We start from the raw sequence: 20,667 nt of genomic DNA on the forward strand, positions 1-20,667 counted from the left end.
GTTACTCCATTTTATCTAGTTCAATCAATGCCGCATCAAAGTCATAATTTTCAAGGTGTTGCTGGACTTTTCTCAATTGCATAAGCCTTTGGCTATCATCAATTTTGGGTAAGACTTTATCGAGAACATCGACGGCATCGGTATCAAAGTCTTGCAGTAGTTCCTTAATTTCTTGAAGTGCAGCATCCAGCTCATCATCGGAAAGCTTTTCGATTTCTTCGCTCGATGTCGTCGACGTTTGCGTCGAATCACCCAACCGCTGAATATCGTCAATAACCGCCAGTAAAGCTTTTTCACAGCGGCTTAACACACTCTCTATATCTTCTTGTTTATCAAAATCACCTTGTTGAATAGCCTGCGTTATCGCCTCAAGTTCGCCTGATATATGTTGAAGCTCTGTTGCACCGATATTGCCGGCATTCCCTTTGAGCGTGTGGGCTAGTCGTGTTGCCGTTGCCCAGTCCTGTTGAACAGTCGCCATTTGGTAAAGCGCTACAAAGTCTCTCTGGCCATGTTTAAACTTGTGCAGTAGCTTTTGATACAAGGCATGATTTTGATTGCTGGTCATTAAACCAAGATCAGCTTTGATAACATCGAATGGGTAGCCTTCTTCGGGCTCACCCGACGTTACGCCAACATCAGATTCAGTAGGGTTTTGAGGGGTAATCCATTTCATCATTGTTTTAACCATACTGGCGACATTTATCGGCTTAGATATATAGTCATTCATTCCTGACTGAATCACTTTTTCTTTGTCACCAGACATGGCATTTGCCGTCATCGCAATAATAGCAATATCTTCATTAAAGCTGCGAATGTTCTGTGTTGCTTCGTAGCCATCCATCACTGGCATTTGGATATCCATCAATATGCCATCGTACTCATTGTCTTTGGTTTTTTCGACGGCTTCTAAACCGTTTTCCGCTAAATCTAAGGTAACGCCCATATCACTCAACAAAGCAATGGCGAGTTCTTGATTCAATTCATTGTCTTCAACCAGTAACACATGTGCTCCAGCTAGCGCATCTTTGTTAACACGTTCAACGCGAGACTCTGTAGGCGTCAATGCCTTCTCTCCGGTACTCACTTGATACAAGGTTTTTAAGACTTCATCAGGCAACAAAGGTTTTAATAAGCAGGCAGAACAACCTAACTTATCGGCAAAAGCTTGAGCGTATTCTTCTGCATATGACGACACCAAAATTTTAGGAATATCTGCCTCAAGCAACTCACTTTCTAACGTTTTATTTGCCATGACAGTTTGGTGGTCAAGCCAATACACTGTGTCATCAGAGAGCACGTGTTGATCATTGATTGACGAAACATTTGTTACGCCAGCGTGCTGCAATAGTCGACTAGATAGACTTGAAGCAGCATTGTTGTCGTCAGCGATAACAACTTTTGTATTCGCGACATATCGACACAAAGGTTTGATATCTTGTTGATACTTTTTCGCGGTTCTTTCATCAATTCCACAAGTGATTGTAAAGAAAAATTCGCTTCCTTTGCCCGCTTCACTGGTAAACCCTATGTCCCCTTGCATCAATTCTGCTAGCTTTTGGCTGATGGTTAACCCTAGACCTGTTCCACCATATTTTCGCGTTGTAGAACTATCCGCTTGGGTAAAAGACGTAAACAGCTTACTTTGTTGTTCAGGTGTCATTCCTATGCCGGAGTCTTTAATGGCAAATTTCAACACCGCTTGCTTTCCACTGACACTTTCAACTGACACTCGAATAGCCACTTCCCCTTTTTCAGTGAACTTAACAGCGTTGCCAGCTAAGTTAAGTAGCACTTGCCCTAAACGCAGTGGGTCGCCGACTAAAAACATGGGTACCTGCTCATCAAATTCGATAGCAAAATCTAGGCTTTTCTCTTGCGTTTTTAATGCAACAACATTGGCCAAATTATCAAACACTTGCTCTAAGCTAAACGGAATAGACTCTATGTCTAATTTACCCGCTTCAATTTTAGAGAAGTCGAGTATGTCATTAATTATCCCCAGTAATGACTTAGCTGCACGTTGCACTTTAGTCACATAGCCTTTGGGCTTGGCGTCTAACTCCGATTGCAGCGCTAAATGGCTCATCCCCAAAATAGCATTCATTGGCGTACGGATTTCGTGGCTCATATTTGCTAAAAAATCGGACTTCGCCTTGTTTGCAGAATCAGCCAACTCTTTTGCCGCTGTTAGTTGATCATTCAGCGCCTTGAGTTCTGAGACATCATATGCCCAGAACAAAAGTGCAGGTTTATCTTTATAAGTGGTAGGGAAGTAGTTAGTTAATCCTGTGAAATGACTACCATCTGCTTTGATAAAGTCGACTTCCTGATTATTGACTTGACCATCTTGTTTTAAACCAAGCAAAATCTTTTGGCGCAGTTCAATATCGTTATAGATGTTAGCTACATCGAAATCTTTAATGCGCTCTTTATCTAATTTGAATAGCTCTAAGGCCGTTTTATTTGTAAATACTGCACGCTCATTTTGCACAATAGCAACCGCAATAGGCGCTGAATTAAGCATACTGAACAACTGATTTTCACGCTGTTTTACTTGTTCCTCTGCAGCTTTTGTGCGAGCAACTTGCGCTTTTAACTTTCTATTCCAAAAAACAAAACCGACAAACAATAAGGCCACAAAAACGCCAACCTGTTTCACCAAGGTATAGTCAGTGGTATCTATCGTGATTTGCGGACTCCACTTGGTCACAATGGCATTTTTTTGGTCTAGCGGAATAGCTGCAAGCGCCTTATTAATAATGTGATGCAGCTCCGGCTCACTTTTAAGTGAATAGAAAGCAGGCTGAACTTTCATATCTAAACGGCCAACAATGTTCAGTGTCGCATATGCATTCGTATAAATGAGGTAGTTTAGGACATGCATGGTATCAATCACGGCATCATACTCGCCAGTCAGCACTCCCTCGATACCCTGAAGGGTATTATCTACCAATTGCCAATCGACTTGCGGGTAATTGGTTTGCAATCTTTGTGTTTGTGAGGCCCCATTGACGGCTGCCACTTTCTTACCTGCAAGTTCGTTGGCATTACGGAGAAAGCGTCGTTCTCCTTTCATAACAACGGCAAGCGGACTATCAATGAAGGGTTCTGACGCAATATAGTCTATGTTTACACTAGGATTGCCCACTGCGGCAGAGACCATGGTGGCATCACGGTTTTCGATAGCGACCATTGATTCTTGCCAGTTATCGACGGGCAATGGCTGAATATCTATTCCCGTTAAGTCTTCAACCAACTGCATGTAGTCAGCAACGATACCAATGTATTCACCATGCTGATCAAATGCTTCATAGGGTAAGGCATTAGGGTCGACAGCAATGCTAATGACAGGGTTGTTAGCAACCCACTCTTGCTCTTTGTCACTTAAGTTAAGTAATTGCCCCGACAAACTCAGCAATTTATATGCGCTTGAAATACGCTCCTGTTCAAAAGGCGACAACGCTTTAAACACATTAAGTTTAGGAATAAAGGCGTGATTTACCTGTTCAACGGTATCGGCTGGAAAATAAAGAACAACTTGGCCAACTAACAAGTCACTGTTGTTATCGGTATATATCGCAGGCTTGGAAAGCTTAATAAGACCACTTTTATCCAATACATTCGCTTCAACAAATCGACGTTTATGCCACCGTAAACTCAATTTGGGCGTGATCGTGCTATCGTCAAATATCTCGACCGCCATAATGTCTTTACCTGGCCCAAACTTATTCAATATTGTGTGTAAAGTTCGGTAATCGTCGTTGAGAATGTAATAGCCACTGATGGCAGCAACTAAATTTGCACGTTGGATATGGTGAGAAAAGTTACTATCCATGTATAGCGTCAACAGGTCTTTGTACTCCTGCGTCTGTTTGAATGCCGACAATGCGGCATCAAAACGTTCCTGCAGTTGTTTATTTTTAAACGCTACTGTGTATTCAACGGTTTCTTTAAACAGCGGATGAAACGTGAAATCTTCGGCACTTAAATCCGTAAAGCCGCCATGTTTGATGACCCAGCGCAGAATGTTTTCGTCGGAGATAATGACCTGGGTTTCGCCTGAAAAAAATGACTGATAGGCATCATCTTGAACAACATATTCTCGATAGTTAGGATTGACTGACGCGACACGTCCGCCGAAGTCATTTTCAAGTGCTTGGTTAGCGCCCGCAAACGTGGATATCGAGTATTGATTCAAGTCTTCATAACTATCTAGCTCAATATTGTCGGTTCGACGTGACATAGCGACATTACTGTAAGTCGCTATACTTTGGCTATAGAAGTTATCAACTCCGCCCAAGTTTGCCACGCCAGCAGAGAAATCAAGATCATCACGGCTATCTAAAATAGTTTGGCCTACTGTCGTAGGCACTTGCTCAATGTCGCCAATTCGATAGCCCATAGAGGCAAATACTCGCTTGGTAACTTCATACTCAATCCCTATCTCAGAAGACTGGTCATACATAAAAGGTGGGCGAGCAAAACCAAAGGCTCCATGCAATCTTCCTCGGTAAGGGTTGTCTGCTAGCCACTTTCTTGTTATTTCATTTTTTTCATCCCAAGTAAGTGCCTTAAGCGCTTTGTCTATCTTCCTTGCAAGCTCTGGCTTTCCCTTGCTCACAGCAAATCGATATTGGTAATTCTCGCGACCCGGCATCAAACCAATGTCGACTAAATTGTTCAGGCGTAGCTGCTTACTCATATACATTGCAGAGACTGCGTTGCCAATAAATGCATCAGCTTCTCCACTGGCAACAGCCTTCAATGCATTTCGTTGGCTAGAATACGTTTTCACTTCCGTACCTGGATGGTTAGCCTTCATCCAGGATTCAATTTCCTGGTAGGCAACAACGGCCACCGTTTTATATACCGCTTCGATAGGAGCGATATCGTTAGCTAACTCTTTTCGCGTAATAACATGCTCAACACTCGCGATATAAGGAATGGTGTAATTGACGATATTTTGGTATTGCTGCTGCTTTATCGCGACAGGTACGATATGAACACTGTTATTCCTGACGCCTTCGATCACCTCTTGAGCAGACAGTTCTGATTCAATCGTAAATGTTAGGCCTGTTTTGACGCTGATGAGTGTCAGGTAATCATGAGTCACACCATCGTACTCACCCTGTTCATTGATGAAGGAATAGGGATAATGACTTATGTTTGGCGCTACTATAATCGGCTTGACAGTTTGCTCCGCCCTAGACGGATCAGGCCAGAGCACAACAAAAAGCAAAGCCACTATGAGTAAAGCGGTATTACGCATGCCTTACCTGCTGATTTTTTTAATAAAGTTTATTGGTATAGCGTAAAGAATAGACATATTCCCGGCGAGTTGCTACGCCTTTTATTCATTCCACCGGCTTGGTCTGCAGCAAGCCCTCCGTCAAGACACAACTTCATGTCATTGTATGTCGAGACATAACGCTTTATGTCATCAACACATAGCAAGGAATTCCCTGGTTTCTTATCACTATTAGATATCCTTTTTATTTCAATAAAATATCAGCGAATTGCGTACTGAATCGCTCCTGCAACTGACATAAAACACAGTCGTTGTTACATCCTGACATTTCTACGACATCAATCGTACAACTTTATTTGATAAAAAATGCACTAGCACATGGAAGTGTTTATGTGGCGTTGTGGGCGGCTAGTTTATTTTGCCAAATAGCTAAGCCATCGAAGTACCGCAAAGGTAACTAAGGAATATCATGAGTTAAGGAGAAGAAAATGAAAATTGCCGTACTAATTGCCGTAGGTTTGACCTGCGTATACTCGACCAACGCGCTTGCGAGTCAGTATAAGTTTGTCGCCATGGATAGCTCTCATGAGACAAAGCTTTGCATACATGCAGGCGCCAACCAAGCCAAGAAAATGAAGGTTACGCTCCGTCGTATGGGTATCCATGAGCGTAAAGCCAATATAAACTCAATTCGTTGTAATGACGTGTCACCGGCCAAATTCGCACATGAATTTGGTGCAAATGAGACGTTTAATTATTTGAACAAATTGAGTTTTGGTAAAAACAAAGTGAAATCATCTGTCACTATCAAAGATGTCGCCCAAAACCAGCCTAAGCCAGCCAAAGTGGTTTATGTTTCAGCTGGCAGATAGTAGATATCGCTTTTAACTTGGCACCCGTATACACTGACGACAATCTCTAGCTACTGTAAACCACTTATGCGTGTTTTTTCTCTACTGTTGGCAAGCGTTTTGTCTTTATCTGTTGTCGGGTGTCAGTCAACTGTCCCCAAACAACCTAGGCTCGCCGACAACCTGAACATTGAAAATCTTGGCAGCCTGAAAATGCGCTGGCCAAACACTATTAAAAAGCAAAGTATGTTGGTGGAAACGTTGCTTGCAGAGCTAAAGTTAACGGAAAGCCGAACCATTGACGTTAGGCAGCACCATCACTCGTCAACCGACACCACTATCGAAGCCCTCAACACTAACGTGCTTGATGACAGTATTAAACAGGTTTACTACCGCGTTCGATTTACTAAGCAAACTAATGGATATTGGCAACCATTTATTGCAGAACAAGCATTTCAATGCCGCCGAAACAACAGTGACACATTTGCTGCGCGCTACTGTCCATAGAACCAGATAAACATAACGATAATAAGAAAAATTTTATGCACCATTTCATCGCCGAATTTAAACACGCTTTCGCACCAGATTTTTGTCAGCAACTGATCTCAAAATTTGAGACAGACCCACACAAAACACAGGGCCGAATTGGCTCAGGTGTCGATACCACCAAAAAAAACAGTATCGATATTCATCTCTCAACATTAAGTGACTGGCAACAAGAGCACCAACAGATACAGCAGACCATCCAGCAAGCCTTAATACAATACATTAAGGCCTATCCACATATGTTAGTTGGCGCCATTTCACCGGCCATTGCTGACCCTGTAACCGGACAAGCCACGCCATTAACACCTGAACATATTCAAGCGATGCCGGAACAACAGCTTAGCAATATCATTAGTAGTGTCTTTGAGCTCGACGCCATCAATATGCAGAAATACGAGGCGAGCAAAGGTAACTTTAATCACTGGCACAGTGAGCATTATCCGCACCCGACCGATACAAGTCAGAAAAGTCTGCGTCGTGTATTGTTATGGTTGGTATACCTCAATGATATTGACCAAGGTGGTGAAACCGAGTTTTTATATCAGCAAGCACGTATCAAACCTGCTACCGGCAGCCTAGTATTATCTCCCTGTGGATTTACCCACACGCACCGCGGCGTAACACCGATCGAAAAAGACAAATATGTTTTAGCCAGTTGGGTGATGTTCAAGCCGGCTCAGCAACTTTACGGTTCTAACTAGAAATTCGATAGGTCAACATTATGCACGTTTTCTCAACATTTGCTTTGTTCTTTGCGCTAACCCTATTTACCACAACTAGTTGGGCTCTCGGAAAACTTGGCCATCAATTAGTGTGTGATATCGCCTATCAACAACTGTCGCCTTCAAAACAAGGTGAGATTGATGCCCTTCTGAGCCAGCTACCTAAGAATGACAAAAAAAGAGTGAATAACTTTAACCATGCCAATGTGAAAACACCAATGACCTATGGTAAAGCCTGCACTTGGCCAGACGTTGTAAAAAATGATAAGCCTTACAAAGCCTATAAAAAATGGCACTACGTGAACTTTGATCGCGACACCACTAAGGCAAAAGAAAAGGCCTGTAAGAAAGACTGTATCACGGAAGCAATCCCCTTCCATACCGAACAATTAAACGCCGACAACACGAAAGATAAGCTACAAGCATTACTATTTTTGGGTCATTGGCTAGGTGATCTCCATACGCCTATGCATGTGAGCTTTAGTAGCGACTGGGGCGGTAATAAAACAGATATAAAAGTTGACGGTATTTCGTGCGACAGCATGCACGGGCTGTGGGATGTGTGTTTACTTACGAGACAAGTAACAGGCGGTTCATTGAAAACGCAGTACTTACCGCTATGGATGAAGCTTTCGACTGTCAAAGACACTCAAATACAACAGTGGCAACAGGGCAGTGTGACAGATTGGGCTACAGAATCACTCATTATCGCTCGTCACCCAAACACCGGATATTGTTCGGTCGAAAAAGGTGATGTGTGCGCAGAACGAAAACTCCCCGTTCCATTAAATAAAGCGCAACTGGATTGGGGCAGCCAGCAATTAAACATCCGTATTCAACAAGCTGCCACTAGACTTGCTTGGCTATTAGAGCAGCATCTTTAGACATCATTTGCTTCAGCAAGCTTATTTTTTGCTGCTATCCACTGCGACATAAACTGAGTGCTTCGATGAGAGTGATGATTTAGCATCAGGCCGACAAAGTTTTGTTGACGATGTGATGTAAATTGATCAGCAATCTCGTCTAATTGGCGTTGAAAATGGCTGACAAACTTGTCTGATGAGAACAAGAACTGACGGTTATATTTTGCCTGTTTACTTGCTTCCTGCCATCTTGATGCATTCTGGTACAAGGCAACTGCTTCTCTAATGAACTCATCTTCGCCGTTCACGACAGCTCCAGCCCATGGTTGGTCACTTGCCATGCCCTCTTCACCAATTGATGTGGTAACAGAAGGTGTGCCACATAGCATTGCGTCCGCCAACTTGCCTTTAATGCCTGCACCAAATCGCAACGGCGCTAGGCATACTTTTGCCTGTTCCATCACGTTGAGGGCGTTATCCACCCAACCTTTTACTAAAAAGCCTGAACGCTCACAATGCAAATCAGTAGCTTTCTTGGGAGGGTAAGCCCCGTAGACATGGAGCTCAGCCTGCGGTAACTGCTTTCGAATATGTGGCCATAGTTGTTTGAGCCAAAGCACAGAATCCCAGTTAGGCGCATGTCTAAAATTACCGATCGAAATGAAATGTTGGCGATTGTCGAAAGAGCGCCCTTGTGCTTGCAATAGATCATCTGGATACACGAAAGGCAAATAACTCAGCAACTGCGCGGGCACACCGTAATGCTGCATTAAAACATCTATTTCAGCCGGTGAAATCATAATCGTTAAATCGCACCGATAAATTGCAGCGACTTCTCTAATTGCAAGATCTGTATGCCAATCTATGGTGTCGATACTGCCGTTTTTTTTATATGCCTGGTGCCTTGCATTGCGCAGACTTTGCAAATCTTCAGTGTCTAGAATACGCACCGCATTGGGGCAATGTTTCGCCACTCGCCAGCCAAACTGTTCTTCCATCATATAGCGGTCATACATCACTGCGTCTGGATTTAACGCCTGAACAAACGCGTCAAAGCTATCGCAATTTAGCAATATGTCTTGCATTTCAACCTGTAAATCAGCCAAATCCATCATGTGCTCAGTCCGCTGTGCGGGACTCGCAAACGTCACATCATAGCCAAATGTTTGAAATAGCTCGATCAGTTGTACCATGCGGCTGCCTGCAGCCGAGGAATTGGGCTCAGGCCATACCCAACCAATGATTAGCAAAGATTTAGTGATAGGCGACTTACTCAAAAGAAAGCTCAGACGTTATGTATTGGGGGGTAATTTTACCAAACTGTCGCAACAAAAAAAGCGAGCTAAAGCTCGCTTTTTCCAATCGCAATAACAGCCTTATTAGTTGGCGGCTGCTTCAGCGGCTTTTGCTTCTGGCTTTTGACCCACTTCTGGTGCTGGCTCTGGCTTTTGAATTTCGAGTAATTCAATTTCAAAGTTAAGCACTGAGTTACCAGGAATGCGCGGTGGATTACCCATTGGGCCATACGCTAGATCTGAAGGGATAGTGAACTTGTATTTTGAACCTACAGACATCAGCTGAACACCTTCAGTCCAACCACTGATTACACGATTCAATGGGAATACAGCTGGCTGACCACGCTCTACTGAGCTATCAAACACGTCACCATTAATGAATGTACCTGTGTAATGTACTTTAACCGTATCAGTTGCTTTTGGCTTTTCACCTTCCGCTGCAGTAATCACTTCGTACTGAATACCCGATTCAGTTGTCATGACGCCTTCACGCTTCGCGTTTTCAGCCATGTAGTTTACGCCTTCAGCTTTTGCTGCTTCAGCTTCTTGTGCAATCTTTTCTTGTTGCTTAGTTTTCATTTCTTGATCAAGTGCCATCAACACGTTTTTCACTTCGTCTTCAGACAACTGTGCTTTACCTTCTAAACTTTCAATAAAGCCTTTTACGATCAACTCTTTATCAAGCGTTAAACCTAACTTGTTGTGCTCTTGTAGGTTACGTTCCATGTACATACCAATTGATGCACCTAAGCCGTATGCTTGCTTTTGAGCTTCAGTTTCTAGCACAGCTACTGGCTTTTCTGCAGCGACTTCTTCTTTCTTGCCTTCTTGACAGCCAAATACAGATACGAGTGCAATTGCAACCAAGGTTGGCTTAAACAATTTCATTTAAATCTCCAAAAATGAACACATTAAGAATATTTCAGAAAGGGACGCGATCTTTATTATTCTTGTTCAATAGCGTAAAAAAAGACTTATACTAACGACAAATGGTTACGGAAAAAAGTACTAATATTTTGACAGATTGTTATCGTCTTGTTTACGTTTGTTTTTTAGGCCTAGCGACGGCCTTGATATCAGGCTGTAGCCCGTCCGACTCGGAGCCATTAGAGCGGTGGCGTCATGCTGCAGAAGGCGCCCGTGCCGCCGACATTTCCAATGATGGTACATTAAGTGTTGTTTCCTCTATTCACCACGGTATCAGTGTCTGGGATTTAGACAACAACGCCTTGAAATTTACTTGGTCACAACAGCAAGACAATGCCGACAACTTAGTGCTGGCGATTGATATCGCTGATGACAACTCACAAGTGCTAACCGCCAACCGAGACACATTTGCACTTTGGGATGCCGTGTCTGGCGAGTCTATTGGCTATTGGCAAGTAAGAGAGTCCAACATCCGTGATATTGCACTATCAAGTGAAGGGCGTCACGTACTTATCGGTAAATCAAATGGCACTGTCGTTCATGTCACTATGGCCAATGGCAGAAGAATTGAATTTCTCGGCCACAGCGAAAAAGTGAATACCGTTGATATGCTTCCTAATGGGCGTGTTGCCATTTCTGGTGGCAACGACTTCATTGCCTATGTTTGGGATACCCAGTCTGGACAAGTAATTTATCAATTTAATCACCCTAGCAGAGTAACTAAAGTCGCCTTGGATCCGGAAGGACGTTACGCCTTTACCGCAGATTCAAAGAAAGATGCCCATATTTGGAACTTGAAAACAGGTCAATTAGTTCAAAGCCTTCAGTACACAAATCGTCAGGAAGTGTTCAGCTCTGTGCGCTTCTCGCCAGACGGCAGTCAGTTATTAACCGGTGCTCCTACGCGAAAAGTCAGTTTGTGGAATATTGGTACAGGTCAGCGATTGCATAGCTGGCGTGTTACACCACGTGAAGATATCCGCCCTGCAGGGGCCGTTGTTTACAGCGCGGCTTTTAGAGATAATAACCACTTTATTACCGAGAGCTCATCAGGATTTGCCGAATTATGGCCACTACCTCAATAGACCATGTAAAAGCGTTAGAAGAGCGTGTTGAAACGCTCGAAGCAAAAAGCGCTTTTCAGGAAGATGTAATTGAGCAATTAAACCAAGAAATCGCTGTACATCAAGCACAACTTGCGCAATTACAAGAACACATTGAACTTATCGCTAGCCGCATCAAAGATTCGGCGCCCGGCAGTTTGATGAAGCAAGAAGACGAGCCGCCCCCACCTCACTACTAGTCACAGACGATAAGTTACCCTTGCTTATTCAGGATTAAAAATGCCAATGACTTGTTCGTTGGCTCTCACATCTTTTTCAACGTGGGCTTCAGGTTGTGTCATTTGCTCACCACAGCTGACGCAAGTCACTTTCTCAACACCATCTTCTTTCGTCAGTGCCATAGTGTCCATTGCTTTACAACTTGGGCATACTGCGCCGGCAATAAATCGTTTTTTCACATGCGTTCTCTTTATTTGTGGTACTTGTGTATTTTAACTTGAATACTATGCCTTGGAAAAGCGACAATACCGCGATTTTATGCCATGAGGACAAACAGTTGATTACCGCACAAGAGTTAAGCGTATATCGCGGTGCCAAGCCACTAATAAAACAAGCTACCTTTACCATACATGCAAAACATAAAGTGGGATTAGTTGGCGCGAACGGTTGTGGCAAATCATCACTGTTTTCTGTCTTTCTTGGTGGGCTATCGCCAGATTCCGGCGAGTTAAAAATGCCCAATGGCTGGAAAATAGCAACCGTAAAACAAGAAACCCCCGCACTAGATTGCTCTGCACTTGATTACGTGATGGACGGTGATACCGAATATCGCGATATTGAGACCCAGCTAGAGCAAGCCAGAGCGAACGATAATGGCACATTAGAGGCGACTCTGCTTAACCATATGGATGCGATAAATGGATACAGTTTGCCTGCACGTGCCGGTGAATTGCTTCATGGCCTTGGCTTTTTGCAAGAGCAGTTAACTGAACCCGTTAAGAGCTTTTCTGGTGGTTGGCGCATGCGTTTAAACCTTGCACAGGCATTGATATCGCGTGCTGATTTGATGTTACTGGATGAGCCAACCAACCACTTAGATTTAGATGCGGTTATATGGCTTCAACGTTGGCTAAAACGATATGACGGTACATTAGTCCTCATTTCGCATGACAGAGACTTCTTAGATGACGTTATTGGCCAGATTCTGCATATAGAACGCCAACAAGCGAAGTTGTATTCTGGCAATTACTCATCGTTTGAGCGCCAACGCGCAGAGCATTTGGCACAGCAAGACGCAGCTTTCCAAAAACAACAGCGAGAGGTCGCACATTTGACCAAATTTGTTGACCGTTTCCGTGCCAAAGCAAGTAAAGCAAAACAAGCGCAGAGTCGCTTAAAGCGCCTACAGAAATTACCGGACTTAGCGCCAGCGCATGTTGATAGTCAGTTTACCTTTTCTTTTGAAAAGCCAGAACATTTGCCATACCCGCTATTATCGTTAACTGCTACCGACTGCGGATATGGTGACATCAATATTTTGTCTGGTGTAAACCTGACACTGGTACCAGGCACTCGATTAGGGCTACTAGGCAGGAATGGCGCAGGTAAATCAACGCTGATTAAATCATTGGCTGGCGAACTGGCTCTTCAGAAAGGTGAGCGTTTTTGTGCACAAGAACTGAACATCGGGTATTTCTCTCAGCATCAACTTGAGCAATTACACGCCGGTACAAGTGCTGTAGAACATATTTTGCGCTATAAACCGAGTATGACAGATCTTGAAGCAAGGAATTACTTGGGACGTTTTGGTTTTAGTGGTGATCAAGCGCTTTCACAAGTCGACAATATGTCAGGAGGCGAAAAGGCGCGACTGGTATTAGCTCTCATTGTTTTGGAAAAGCCACAATTGTTGCTGCTTGACGAACCAACTAACCATTTAGATTTAGAGATGCGACAAGCGTTAGTAATGGCACTGCAAGACTTTGAAGGCGCTATTATTCTTATTGCCCATGATAGATATTTACTTGAATCATGCGTAGATGAATTTTTGCTTGTCGGTCAGGGAAAAGTGACTGATTTTTCTGGTGACATCGACGATTACCAACAATGGCTAAACGACGATAAAAAACAAACAGCTGCCGAAAAAGCCCCTGTTAAAGCCGTGACAATCGATAAGAAGGCACAGCGCCAGCAACAGGCTGAATTACGTAAAAAAGCAGCGCCTTATAAAAAGCAAGTCGATAAACTCAATACCCAAATGGCCAAGTGGCAAGAAGCGCTGGATGCTATTGAAGCTGAACTCGCAGAAGGCAGTATTTATCAATCTGGCGATAACGTGAAGCTAGAAAACATGTTAAAACAGCAAGCTAAGCTGTCAGATCAGATTGCAGAAGCCGAAATGGAATGGTTAACGCTTGAAGAGCAAATTGACGAGATTATGCAGCAAACCGACGAATAGTGAAGACGACTCACTTTAGTTGCATTCGCTCAATTATAAGCATGACTATCTAAGACCTGTTGGCTGCGTTAACAGGTAACACAGCCCAAGTTTCTACATACATTCCAACAACTTGTTGCAATTTTACTAACAAAAATAAGTAGCTAATCGCTTAAATTCTTTATAACTTTGCTACACTTAGAATCAGCTCGTTCATCGAATAAGAGAAAACCATTATGAACAAAATCGTCTCAATCAGTGTTGCTGTAATACTCTCTGCTGCCACGTTCTCCGCAACCAGTGCGGATTTAAAAACAGGCATTTTTGAACTCAATAGAGGCCAGTTTAAAGCCGCCATGGCAGAGTTCGAACCTTTACTTGCTGAAGGCTATGCACCAGCACAATACCAAGTGGCATTAATGCACAAAAATGGTTGGGGCATGCGTAAAAACCTAAACAAAGCGTACGAACTATTCACGCTTGCTGCTGAGCAAAACTACCCTGACGCATTGTTCGAATTGTCGGTCATGTACTCCGACGGTGAACCTATCAAGAAAGATTTAAAAAAGGCCTTTGAACTGACTAAAAGAGCCGCCGAAGAGGGGTTAGCAAGCGCACAGTTTAATCTCGGGGTTATGTACGCAAATGGCACCGGTACCTACAAAGACAACACGAAAGCATTTCGCAGTTATGAAAAAGCCGCCAATCAAAACTATCCATTGGCACAATATAATCTGGCGCGGATGTATTTTGACGGTAAAGGTACAGAAAAGAGTTTAATGAACTCGTACATATGGAACACTATCGCCTCTTTCAATGGCTACAAGGATGCAGAAACCAGCCGTATTATCGATGAGCGCCAGTTAGGCGTTAAAGATATTCAAGAAGGGCGAGAGAAAGCAGAAAGCATCTACAACAACCTTGTCGCTCAAAGTGAATTACGAGCCAAGTTAGGTAATTAATTTTCGCGCGAAAACACGCGCAAATATTGATCCATATCACTATCTTAATCGGCGCCTTATTTACAATAGTTACCAGTAAGTAAATAAGGAGCCTGTTATGGACATTCTCAAATCATTTTTTAACGATCCTATCTTTTGGTTCTCTTTTGGTGGCCTATTCATCGTATTGGCTATTTGCAGCTACTATGTGTACTTCTTTTTGAAGAACATTAGCGAAAGCGATGCTGAGCAGCACTAAAAATCAAATTTCCGCTTATCTTTTGATTTTCAAAACCTTACCTTTGCGCGAGCAAACGAATGGCTCGCGCTATCGGTATAAATGCACAATTTAGTACAATTAATAACCTTTTTTCGTAACAACTTTGCTATAATCTAGGCATTACTACGGTGAGGGTTTTACGATGATTTCAGTCAATAGCAGTTCGTCTACTCTAAGTTACATTAATCAAGTCAACGAGAAAAAGCAGGAAGAGGAAGAAAAACTCGCTTCGTCAAAACGCATTAATAGTGCTGCTGATGACCCTGCAGGTCTTCAAATTGCTAGCCGCCTCACCTCAGAAATTAATGGTTATCAGCAACTAAGCTACAACGCACAAGACCAAATCAATGTAAACCAAGTGCAAGAAGGCGCACTAGGTGCTATTGGTTCAGGCTTACAGCGTGCCAATGAGCTTGCCGTTCAGTCTGGTAGCCCACTTGCTGATGATGATGCCATCCAAGCAGAATTTGACGAACTCACTGAGCAAATTAATACGGTTGCAGAAGAAGTGTTTGGCGTGCCAAATTTTCTTTCTGGTCTCGACGCTTCAGATCCTGAGGCAACGCAACAAGCGCTTGAGTCAGCATTTGGGACAATTTCGGATGCAGCCTCACAACTTGGGGCTGACAGTAATGCATTATCGAGCCAGGTGAGCACCTACCAAACCTCTTATGTAAATGCCAGTGAATCACGTTCTCGTATTGAAGATACAGATTACGCAGCATCAAGCTCACAACAGCAACAGTTGAATGTTTTGTTGCAGGCCTCTGTCATCAACCAAAAAGATGAAGAAGAGCGCAAAGGCTTATTGGTAAACCAATTAGTGTAAAGCCGCTAGCAGATAAATCTACAGCCTATATAATACAAAGCTCACAGATGTGGGCTTTTATTTTTTATGATCACAGAAAGTTCTTTTAAACCTGCTTGGTGGTTACCAAGCGCCCATTTACAAACCATATTGGCTAAATATCTCAAAAAGTCTCAACACGTGAGTTTGTTGACACAAACATTGGATACGCCAGATGGTGACTTTATTGATATTGCTTGGACTGAAATTCCCAACAGTAAAAGTACCAAGCCAATAGTGGTTATTTTGCATGGTTTAGCAGGCTCTGCTGACAGTCATTACGCCAAGGGAATGCTTGATCAAATAAAGCGAAAAGGCTGGATTGGTGCCTTGATGCACTTTCGGGGTTGTAGCGGTAGACCAAATCGTATGGCGCAGTCATATCATTCTGGCGACACCAGAGATATCCGCTTTTTTTCAGAGTGGTTAGCTGCTCAATATCCCAACGCGCCGAGAGCCGCTATGGGTTTTTCGCTCGGTGGCAATGTCCTGACAAAGTATCTGGCAGAAGCACCTGACAGTGGCTACAAGGCAGGAGCGGTTATTTGTGCTCCTTTAGACTTAACCAGCTGCAGCCACCGTATTGGCAAGGGTAGTTCCAAAATTTACCAAAAGTATCTGGTAGACATGCTCAAAGAAGCAACCTTTGAAAAAATAGAACAATCGCTACTGCCCGACATATGCCCACAAAAGCTCGCAGATGTGACAAAACTATGGGATTTTGACCACATGGTAACAGCTCCTATCAACGGCTTTGATAGTGCTGCACATTACTACCAACAAGCGAGCGGAAAACCTGTTATGAAAGAAATCAAACAACCTTGTTTGTTCATTCATGCAGCTGATGACCCGTTTCTTGACCATCAGCATATTGTCCCTAGCGAGCCGTTACCAAAGCACCTTACGTTTGAGGTCAGTACTAAAGGTGGTCATGTCGGATTTGTTTCAGGCAAAAATCCTTTCAAGCCAGAATACTGGCTAGAGCAACGCGTTCCCGAATTTTTTGAGCAACATTTATGATCATCCCTTACAAAGATATAAATCCAGACACACTAGACAACCTATTGCATGAATTTGTACTTAGAGAAGGCACGGACTATGGCGCCCAAGACGTTTCGATAGAGGAGAAAGTTGCGCAAGTAAAGCGTCAACTCAAAGAGGGAAGCGCCGTTATCGTATTTTCAGAGCTTCACGAAACCATCAATATTTTACCCAAAGACACCTTTGAACAAATGGCAGAAGAGGAAAGTCCAGACTGCTAGCGACAAACCACATGCAAGTGCCGCTGCGCACGCTCGTGAGAATAAAGGCCGTAGCTGTCTTCCGATAACGGCACCAGTTCAATGTTATTGGGTAAATAGCAAGGTTGATTAAATCGCGCATTTACAGACTTTTGGTGTTGCTCAGGCGGTAACTGCGTGAGCAACCAATGCACATTATACATGCCATGCATAATACTCGACTTTAGACCCAGTCCTTTAGCGAACAGAGGATGAAGGTGAATGGGGTTATAATCACCAGAGAGCTTGGCATAGTCACGCGCCAACCTTGCGGTTAACACACGTTCACTTAATGATTGGCCGTGTGGCGGCTCTATTGTTCTGGTTTTAGCGCTACGATAGCCTTTGGCTTTGTCTAAAATTTTATTAAAATTAGTCAGGCAAACGTCATTCGATTGCAGTAGCTCTGTAACCAAATGGTAGGTAATACCTTTTTTACTATTTTTCAGTTTGTCTATGCGTACAATCAAGTCAAACGGTTGAGACCAGTCGACTTGTTGATGTTGCTCATAATCACTTGATAAATGTATTAAGCCCATTAGACCACTAGGGAACGGTCCCTGTACCAAGAGTTGCCCTAAGTAGCGATAACCGACATTAAATAGGTAACTCATGGGTAAGCGCTGACAACTAAACATTAATTTAAATGCAGCTATTTTTTCTGCACTTTCGGTCAGTCCATCTATCCGCAAGCCATGTGGATAAAAGTCCGCCACAGCTGAGCGCTTTCGAAAAAGAAGGCGGCGAAATATTTCGCCATTGGTCATCGGGGTCTGGATAGCTATAGTCATCATAAAATAAAGCCAGCACTAGGCTGGCTCTTTCAATTATATTGTCTGCATTCTCGCTAAGCTTTCTGTTTATTTATCAGCGAAGGTCAAGTTGAATGTCACGGGAACTGCGTTGCTGATGCTTGGTAAGCCAGCAAGTTCTTTTAACTTAGTCACGCCCGCCGTTAAATCAAATTGCGCCGCGTTCAATATCAGCGGTTTGGTAGAATTAACCAGTAAACGGTCTCTTGTTAGCTTAACCACTTGCACAAGCGTTTTCACTGTTTGTGTTTTACCGTGAAGGCTAATTTCCCCTTCAATAGGTACTTGCTTCTGTACACCTTTCGGCATGCCTTTAATAAACGCTAAATCAATTGTCGTCGTGAATGTTGCCGATGTGAATTTAGATGTTTCGAACAAGAATTCCGCCATGCGCTCATCACGAATACCAATGCCGGTGTTAACACTGGCTAGGTCAATAGTAAACGTCACCTTGCCGTCTTCATTAATTGCACCTGAAATATTGTCAAATTTGTGAATTTCGGCAATATCCCCTTTTTTCGTGCTGACAAAGTTAATCGTTGACTGATTATTATCAAGCTGCCACGCACTCAACGCAGGAAATGCAAGTAGGCTAGATAAAAGTAACGCTGGTATACGCATAAGTTTCTTCCTTGTTAAAAGTCGCGATTAGCGCGATGCGGTTTTATGATGTCTCGCCACGGAAATGCTTGATCACCAAGACTGATAAAATCTGGGTTCATTAACGTACTTCGCTCATTATAGCTCAGCCCATTAAATTCACTGTCAAGAATGGTGCCGCCAGCTTGCTCTAAAATGCATTGACTAGCACCAGTATCCCACTCACCTGTTGGCCCTATGCGAAGATAGCAATCGGCACCACCTTCAGCTATTAGGCAGTTTTTCAATGAGCAACTGCCTAAGGCTATGTAATCAAATTCGAAGTCTTCATTTAAATATTGGCCCATCAAGCTCAATTCTTGACGACGGCTAATCGCCACTTTTACGTGACGGGACTCCTCAAACGGTGCGACATGTATTTGTTTGCTAGATTGCCCGTTATCTTTAAAAGAGCCTAACCCTTTTTGACCATAGTAGGTCAGACAATGATCGGGCGCATGAATTACCCCAATTGTTGGCCAGCCGTTTTCCACTAACGCGATATTGACCGCAAAGTCACCGCTACCAATGATAAATTCACCTGTTCCGTCAATCGGATCAAGTAACCAATAACGTTCCCACTTTCCGCGTTTTTCTAGAGGCAGAGGGCCCACCTCTTCTGAAATAATAGGAATGTCTGGGGTTAGCCTTTTGAGTTGATCCATAATGACCTGATTTGCTGCCAAATCCGCACTAGTCACCGGGCTATCATCTTCTTTTATCTCTGACGTAAAATTACGCTGTCGATAAAAATTCATTACATCTTTGCCCGCTAATTTTGCTGTATCAAGTGCAATGGTTAGCAATTGGTCATCTGTCATGTACACCTTCCTTATCACGCACTAGCATCAGGGCAGCAATCGAACGTGCTTCTTTAAAATCAGGTTGTTGAAGCAACTCACTATAATTATCTATCGGCCATGGCACGACCTCTAATGGCTCAGGTTCATCGCCAGGTAATACAGACGGCGTTAACTGTTTAGCAACGAATATTTGCATACTCGCGTTAAAAAAAGCGGGTGCTAGCGCAACGTCATGCAAATGCGTGAGGGATTTAGCAGCAAAACCTATTTCTTCTTGTAATTCTCTGTTCGCCGCTTCAGCACCTGTTTCGCCTGGGTCTATCAAGCCTTTTGGAAAGCCGAGCTCATAACTGTGAGTACCTGCACAATATTCACGTACCAATAATAACTCACCTTTTTCGGTAATTGGTACGACCATCACGGCGCCTCGACCGGCACCTTGCATACGTTCATACTCTCGCTGCTCACCATTACTAAAAGTTAAGTCGATTTGCTCTATAGCGAACAACCGACTTTTCGCGACAGTTTTTCGGTCGGTAATTTCTGGTAAGCGATTCGTTTTAGTCATTATTTCTCGGCTTGTACGTTTAAAAAAAGTTTAAGGTGTAGAGCCTTTCGTCTCTCGTTATAATGCCATAATAAGATGTTTTCATGGAAGAAATAAAGGGGTTCCCGTCTATCAAGGGCTGTAGTTGAACTACACTTTTTTCCTACACTGTAAGCCATACCACTTGAAAAGCGAATCACCAATCAAGTTACTATATTATCTTTCTCCTATTTATCGCTTTCACTGAAGTGTGATTTCAATACCAACATCGCTTCGTCAATGTTATCGACGTTCACTACATCGAATATTGGTAGCAATGGTTCCGGAATTCGTTTCTGTACTGATTTATATCCTCTGGGTTTGCGTCCAGCTCTCGGCCTTGCCCCACCCCAATTAGGATCTCTTTCTTTTGTCATATCAGTTCGGTTCTCCAAATTACTTTTTTAGACTATCAAATTAACGCACCATAATTCAAGAAGAAATAAGGTGCGATTTTCAAGTGACAAATTCAGACAGCTTCATTCCTACTCTGTTAAAGTATCATCGACATAAAACTTTAAGG

The 20,667-nt window shown here is 43.2% G+C and carries 21 protein-coding genes; 12 read left to right on the forward strand and 9 right to left on the reverse strand.

Features of this window, described 5'->3' with window-relative positions; genetic code table 11:
* Nucleotide 1: 1 nt before the first annotated feature.
* Nucleotides 2–5,272, reverse strand: a complete 5,271-nt coding sequence (locus ACFSJY_RS03915; protein WP_386031308.1) for a transporter substrate-binding domain-containing protein — start codon at nt 5,270–5,272, stop codon at nt 2–4.
* Between the two features lie 467 nt (nt 5,273–5,739).
* Between ACFSJY_RS03915 and ACFSJY_RS03920 the strand changes: the two genes are divergently transcribed.
* From ACFSJY_RS03920 to ACFSJY_RS03935, 4 genes are all read left to right on the forward strand, one after another.
* Nucleotides 5,740–6,123, forward strand: coding sequence for a DUF3718 domain-containing protein (locus ACFSJY_RS03920; protein ID WP_386031310.1), 384 nt, complete (start codon nt 5,740–5,742; stop codon nt 6,121–6,123).
* A 66-nt stretch (nt 6,124–6,189) separates the two neighbouring features.
* Nucleotides 6,190–6,609: a hypothetical protein gene (locus ACFSJY_RS03925; protein WP_386031312.1), complete on the forward strand. Its 420-nt coding sequence runs from the start codon at nt 6,190–6,192 to the stop codon at nt 6,607–6,609.
* A gap of 35 nt (nt 6,610–6,644) precedes the next feature.
* Nucleotides 6,645–7,349, forward strand: coding sequence for a 2OG-Fe(II) oxygenase (locus ACFSJY_RS03930; RefSeq protein ID WP_386031314.1), 705 nt, complete (start codon nt 6,645–6,647; stop codon nt 7,347–7,349).
* A gap of 20 nt (nt 7,350–7,369) precedes the next feature.
* Nucleotides 7,370–8,254: a S1/P1 nuclease gene (locus tag ACFSJY_RS03935; protein WP_386031317.1), complete on the forward strand. Its 885-nt coding sequence runs from the start codon at nt 7,370–7,372 to the stop codon at nt 8,252–8,254.
* Here the strand turns inward: ACFSJY_RS03935 and ACFSJY_RS03940 are convergent.
* Both ACFSJY_RS03940 and fkpA read right to left on the reverse strand, forming a co-directional pair.
* On the reverse strand, nt 8,251–9,426 hold the full coding sequence (locus tag ACFSJY_RS03940; RefSeq protein ID WP_386031319.1) for a glycosyltransferase: 1,176 nt from the start codon (nt 9,424–9,426) through the stop codon (nt 8,251–8,253). The genes ACFSJY_RS03935 and ACFSJY_RS03940 overlap by 4 nt on opposite strands.
* A 186-nt stretch (nt 9,427–9,612) precedes the next feature.
* Nucleotides 9,613–10,416 (reverse strand): FKBP-type peptidyl-prolyl cis-trans isomerase, encoded by an 804-nt coding sequence (gene fkpA, locus ACFSJY_RS03945; RefSeq protein ID WP_386031321.1) that lies wholly within the window; start codon nt 10,414–10,416, stop codon nt 9,613–9,615.
* Nucleotides 10,417–10,544: 128 nt separating this feature from the next.
* Between fkpA and ACFSJY_RS03950 the strand changes: the two genes are divergently transcribed.
* Both ACFSJY_RS03950 and ACFSJY_RS03955 read left to right on the forward strand, forming a co-directional pair.
* Nucleotides 10,545–11,540 carry a WD40 repeat domain-containing protein gene (locus ACFSJY_RS03950; protein ID WP_386031323.1) on the forward strand — a complete coding sequence of 332 codons (996 nt, stop codon included), beginning with the start codon at nt 10,545–10,547 and terminating at the stop codon, nt 11,538–11,540.
* A complete protein-coding gene (locus ACFSJY_RS03955) occupies nt 11,522–11,758 on the forward strand; it encodes a SlyX family protein (RefSeq protein WP_386031325.1) in 237 nt (78 codons plus the stop codon). The genes ACFSJY_RS03950 and ACFSJY_RS03955 overlap by 19 nt, the downstream gene beginning before the upstream one ends.
* A gap of 24 nt (nt 11,759–11,782) precedes the next feature.
* On the opposite strand, the gene ACFSJY_RS03960 is transcribed toward ACFSJY_RS03955, so the two are convergent.
* Nucleotides 11,783–11,977 carry a YheV family putative zinc ribbon protein gene (locus ACFSJY_RS03960; protein WP_386031327.1) on the reverse strand — a complete coding sequence of 65 codons (195 nt, stop codon included), beginning with the start codon at nt 11,975–11,977 and terminating at the stop codon, nt 11,783–11,785.
* Between the two features lie 47 nt (nt 11,978–12,024).
* On the opposite strand from ACFSJY_RS03960, the gene ACFSJY_RS03965 reads away from it, so the two are divergent.
* The 6 genes from ACFSJY_RS03965 to ACFSJY_RS03990 all read left to right on the forward strand — a co-directional run bounded on the left by ACFSJY_RS03965 (nt 12,025) and on the right by ACFSJY_RS03990 (nt 17,286).
* Nucleotides 12,025–13,977 carry an ATP-binding cassette domain-containing protein gene (locus ACFSJY_RS03965; RefSeq protein WP_386031329.1) on the forward strand — a complete coding sequence of 651 codons (1,953 nt, stop codon included), beginning with the start codon at nt 12,025–12,027 and terminating at the stop codon, nt 13,975–13,977.
* 215 nt (nt 13,978–14,192) lie between these two features.
* Nucleotides 14,193–14,918, forward strand: coding sequence for a tetratricopeptide repeat protein (locus ACFSJY_RS03970; RefSeq protein WP_386031331.1), 726 nt, complete (start codon nt 14,193–14,195; stop codon nt 14,916–14,918).
* A 97-nt stretch (nt 14,919–15,015) separates the two neighbouring features.
* Nucleotides 15,016–15,156 carry a hypothetical protein gene (locus ACFSJY_RS03975; protein ID WP_386031333.1) on the forward strand — a complete coding sequence of 47 codons (141 nt, stop codon included), beginning with the start codon at nt 15,016–15,018 and terminating at the stop codon, nt 15,154–15,156.
* Nucleotides 15,157–15,319: 163 nt separating this feature from the next.
* On the forward strand, nt 15,320–16,006 hold the full coding sequence (locus ACFSJY_RS03980; RefSeq protein ID WP_386031335.1) for a flagellin: 687 nt from the start codon (nt 15,320–15,322) through the stop codon (nt 16,004–16,006).
* 66 nt (nt 16,007–16,072) lie between these two features.
* Nucleotides 16,073–17,044 (forward strand): hydrolase, encoded by a 972-nt coding sequence (locus ACFSJY_RS03985; RefSeq protein ID WP_386031337.1) that lies wholly within the window; start codon nt 16,073–16,075, stop codon nt 17,042–17,044.
* Nucleotides 17,041–17,286, forward strand: a complete 246-nt coding sequence (locus ACFSJY_RS03990) for a YheU family protein (protein WP_386031339.1) — start codon at nt 17,041–17,043, stop codon at nt 17,284–17,286. Before ACFSJY_RS03985 ends, ACFSJY_RS03990 begins: the two co-directional genes overlap by 4 nt.
* Here the strand turns inward: ACFSJY_RS03990 and ACFSJY_RS03995 are convergent.
* The 5 genes from ACFSJY_RS03995 to ACFSJY_RS04015 form a co-directional block, all read right to left on the reverse strand.
* The gene (locus ACFSJY_RS03995; RefSeq protein ID WP_386031341.1) at nt 17,283–18,098 is read right to left on the reverse strand and encodes a MaoC/PaaZ C-terminal domain-containing protein; all 816 of its coding nucleotides are present in this window, start codon (nt 18,096–18,098) and stop codon (nt 17,283–17,285) included. The two genes, ACFSJY_RS03990 and ACFSJY_RS03995, sit on opposite strands and share 4 nt — an antisense overlap.
* A gap of 66 nt (nt 18,099–18,164) precedes the next feature.
* Entirely contained in the window at nt 18,165–18,737 is a 573-nt protein-coding gene (locus ACFSJY_RS04000; protein WP_386031344.1) for a YceI family protein, read from the reverse strand.
* Between the two features lie 14 nt (nt 18,738–18,751).
* Nucleotides 18,752–19,576, reverse strand: coding sequence for a 3'(2'),5'-bisphosphate nucleotidase CysQ (cysQ, locus tag ACFSJY_RS04005; RefSeq protein ID WP_386031346.1), 825 nt, complete (start codon nt 19,574–19,576; stop codon nt 18,752–18,754).
* Nucleotides 19,566–20,126, reverse strand: coding sequence for an ADP compounds hydrolase NudE (nudE, locus tag ACFSJY_RS04010; RefSeq protein WP_386031348.1), 561 nt, complete (start codon nt 20,124–20,126; stop codon nt 19,566–19,568). Before nudE ends, cysQ begins: the two co-directional genes overlap by 11 nt.
* Before the next feature lie 206 nt (nt 20,127–20,332).
* Entirely contained in the window at nt 20,333–20,521 is a 189-nt protein-coding gene (locus tag ACFSJY_RS04015) for a hypothetical protein (RefSeq protein ID WP_386031350.1), read from the reverse strand.
* Between the last annotated feature and the right edge of the window lie 146 nt (nt 20,522–20,667).

Origin of the sequence: Thalassotalea euphylliae (assembly GCF_042682785.1) — a bacterium.
In the GTDB taxonomy this organism is placed as follows: Bacteria; Pseudomonadota; Gammaproteobacteria; order Enterobacterales; family Alteromonadaceae; genus Thalassotalea_F; species Thalassotalea_F euphylliae.